This window comes from Caballeronia sp., from assembly GCF_049581465.1.
Lineage (GTDB): Bacteria > Pseudomonadota > Gammaproteobacteria > Burkholderiales > Burkholderiaceae > Caballeronia.
Genome location: NZ_JBAUSA010001358.1, coordinates 1 through 3493, shown reverse-complemented (window position 1 = coordinate 3493; position 3493 = coordinate 1). Strand labels below are relative to the sequence as shown.

Genomic DNA, 3493 nt, shown 5'->3' with positions numbered 1-3493 from the left:
GATCAACGGCTTGTCCATGTCCGTGCGACGAGGCTGGATTTCGATCTTGTGGACATCGCGGGCGACTTGCAGCAGCACGCCTTCGTGCATTGTCACGAGCCAGCGGCCATTCATTTCCTGCGCGATGAAATCGGGGCGGCTGCCGGGCTCGAGCGCTTCGCCAATCCATGCAACGCAGGGAATCTCCACGGCGCCGAGCATCAGGACAGCGTCGTGGGCGGTGCCTTCGGTGTCGTCGACATCGACGTTGGTGGCGTCGAAAAGTTGCAGCGCGGGTTCATCGAACGCTTCTGCGACGCGACGGATTTGTGCAAGCGTCCACGGACTGTTGCCGCGAAGCTTTCGATGGCCCTGCGAGAAACTCAGGTCGAGAATCCGGCATAGCTCGGCGGTTTGCTGCCGCTTGCCGATGCCATGGCGCGTCATGAGTTCGCGCACTCGTTCCGCGACGGCTAGGGAGTCGGAAGAAGAAGTTTCAGTGACCATGCTGCGTGTTTGCCGGTAAGCCGATAAGGAGCATGAGAGGAGCCAGTCCGGGCGAAACCGACGCGCCATTGAAGCTGCGCCCCGGTTTCGAGCAGAGGGTTATTGTAGGCGAGAGCCGATCGCTCACTGATGTTTCGCGTTTTTTTTAGTCGTATTCCGGGCGCTTACTTCCACAACGCGCAGCGCGAAACCGCTTTGGACCCGTAAGCCTGTTCGCCGGGAATAGTCGTGGTGATTTTCTCGAGATCCCACGGTCCGGTCGATTCGGACGGCTTCTTAACTTCAAGCAAATACATGTCGTGGATCATGCTGCCGTCTGCGCGAACATAGCCCTTTGCATACATATCGTCGATCTTCATCTTGTGCAGTTGCTCCATCACTTTCACGCCGTCTGTCGTGCCGGCTGCCTGAACCGCCTTCAGGTAGGTGGTCGCCGCCGAATAATCCGCCGCCTGCAAGCTGGTCGGCATTTTCTTCATCTTGCCAAAATAGCGCTGGGCCCATTTACGCGTGTCCGCGTCCTTGTCCCAGTACCAACTGTCGGTCGCGACCAGTCCTTGCGCGGTGTCCAGCCCAAGACTGTGGATGTCGGTAAGAAAGATCAGCAATGCGGCGATTTTCATCGTCTTGCTCACGCCGAATTCCTTTGCCGCCTTGATCGAATTGATGGCGTCGCCGCCTGCGTTAGCCAGCCCGAGGACCTGCGCCTTCGATGCCTGCGCTTGTAACAGGAACGCGGAGAAATCGGATGCCGACAGGGGGTGGCGAACCGCGCCCAGGACCTTGCCGCCATTCGCGATGACGACCTCCGACGTGTTCTTTTCCAGCGCCTTGCCAAACGCGTAGTCCGCCGTGAGGAAGTACCACGTCTTGCCGCCTGCCCGGGTCACGGCCAGACCCGTGCCGTTAGCGAGTGCGACCGTGTCATAGGCGTAGTGGACGGTGAACGGCGTGCATTGCTCGTTCGTTAGCGCGTCCGCGCCCGCGCCGACGTTGATATACGGAATCTTCTTGTCAGCCGCGATCTGGCTGGTCGCAAGCGCGGTGGCCGAATTCGTCCCGCCGATAATCCCGTTGACGCCTTCGCGGTCGATCCACTCACGTGCCTTCGATGCTGCGATATCCGCCTTGTTCTGGTGATCGCCATAGACGAGCTCGATCGGCTTGCCGTTCACCCTGCCCTGGAAATCGTCGATTGCCATGCGGATTGCTTCGAGGCCGCCTTGACCGTCGGAGTCCGAGTAGAGCCCGGAGAGGTCGGTAAGGAACCCGAGCTTCACCGAGTCGGTGGCGGCTTGGGTTGAGGCCGTCATCAGGCCGAAAAGCGTTGCCGCGACCACGCTGCACACGCGCAGGCGCGAGAGTTTATTGTTCATTGTTGTCTCCGTTGATTTTTATGCACGGGCACCCGTTTCGCTCATTATCAGGGAAACTCACTTGCATCCCGTCAGGTCCAAAATATCCGTTTGCGCTCAAGGAAGTCAAGGATTCAGGCAACGGGCCAGACAGTCAGCCTTTGTTCATCGATGAAAAATCGCTGCGACGTGCCGGGCTGCAGGGAAGGATCGTCACTGGGGATATCGAACGGCTGGCCTTGCACGCTAAGCCGCACGTAACGTTCGCCGCGCCGCAATTCGATCGCATCGACAACGCCTTCGAACATGCCTGTCGTGCGAGGCTGAATCGCGGCAGCGGGCAGGCGCCACATCACGGCTTGTCCGGCCGCGAGGTCGAGCGTGGTTGCGCTCAAGTGAAGCGCGCCGCCAAGCTCGACTACGCTTGTCTTGTTCGCGTCTGACTTGATTACCCGGCCTTGCCCGACGTTATGCAAACCAAGCAATTGCGCGACTCTCATTGAAACGGGATGTTCGAACACGGTCATGATCGGACCGGCCTGGAGCACGCGACCCTGCTCGATCACCATGACCTCGTCGGCGAGGAGCGCGGCTTCATCGGGATCGTGCGTCACGATGATCGTCACCGCCGATATCTCCCGCTGCAACGCGCGCAGGGATTGTTGGAGGAGGCGACGACGCGGAGTATCGAGTGCGGCGAACGGTTCGTCGAAGAGCAGCAACTGGCTATGCTGCGTGAGCGCACGGGCGAGCGCCACGCGCTGGCGCTGGCCGAAGGAAAGTTCTCGCGGCAAGCGCCGCACAAGGGTAGTCAGTCCGAGCTGGTCGACCCATTGCCGCGCGCTCGCGGTATCGGCGTGAACAGGAAATGCCAGTTGCTGCGCGACGCTCATGTGGGGAAACAGTCCGTAGTCCTGCGGCATATAGCCTATTCGACGCTCCTCCGGCGACAAGGTGTCAAGGCGATCTGCACCGAGTGAAACGCTCGCGCGTTCGCCCGTTTCGAGGCCCGCGATCAGGCGCAACGCCAGCGATTTCCCGGAGCCCGACGTCCCTATGATGGCAAGGCGTCGCGTGAGTGGCGCCCATCGAATAGCGAGGTCGAAATTGCCCAGGCGTTTCTTCAGGTCGATCGCCAAGCGACGATCGTCCGTGTCGGTCGCGCGCTTGACGTGGGTTTCATCGAAGGGCTCTTCGGCATCGGCCTGGTCGCTGATAAAAGCGCGACCGTTACGGCTATAAAGCGAGAGCGCTGCACAAGTCACGGCGATGGCGAGCGTGGGCAACAAGAGCGGCATCATGGCCGGCAAGCCCTGGCCGCCGAACACTACGTAGGTATAGACCGGCAAGGAATACGGGTGATAAGCCACCATCACGGTCGCCCCGAATTCGCCGAACGCGCGAAGCCACGCGAGTGCCAGCCCTGCACTGATCGCGGGCCACGCAACCGGTAGTGTCACGCGAAAAAAACGGCTGCCCGCGCGATGGCCGAGGGTCGCGGCCACGTCCTCGTACATGGGGTCGATGGAAGCAAAGGCCGAGCGAGCGGCAATAATCAGGAATGGCGCCGCCACGAAGGTCTCGGCTAGCACGATGCCGGCGAACGAATCGGTTAGCGCGCCGTTGGTCAACCGTCCGACCCAGCTGTAGGG

3 protein-coding genes are annotated in these 3493 nt (G+C 60.8%); all 3 read right to left on the bottom strand.

What is annotated here, in order from left to right; translation table 11 throughout:
- A partial coding sequence (locus WCA53_RS32815; RefSeq protein ID WP_423921762.1) for a helix-turn-helix domain-containing protein occupies positions 1-486 on the bottom strand: 486 nt, incomplete at its 3' end.
- A 164-nt stretch (positions 487-650) separates the two neighbouring features.
- Complete coding sequence (locus WCA53_RS32810; RefSeq protein ID WP_423921767.1) at positions 651-1799, bottom strand: ABC transporter substrate-binding protein; 1149 nt, start codon at positions 1797-1799, stop codon at positions 651-653.
- A 176-nt stretch (positions 1800-1975) separates the two neighbouring features.
- Positions 1976-3493 (bottom strand): ATP-binding cassette domain-containing protein (locus tag WCA53_RS32805; RefSeq protein ID WP_423921759.1); only part of this gene is annotated, 1518 nt, incomplete at its 5' end.

What these genes read in the sequence shown, in the direction of transcription:
- WCA53_RS32810 (WP_423921767.1), bottom strand. Translation starts at nt 1,799, where the DNA reads ATGACGGCCTCAACCCAAGCCGCCACCGACTCGGTGAAGCTCGGGTTC.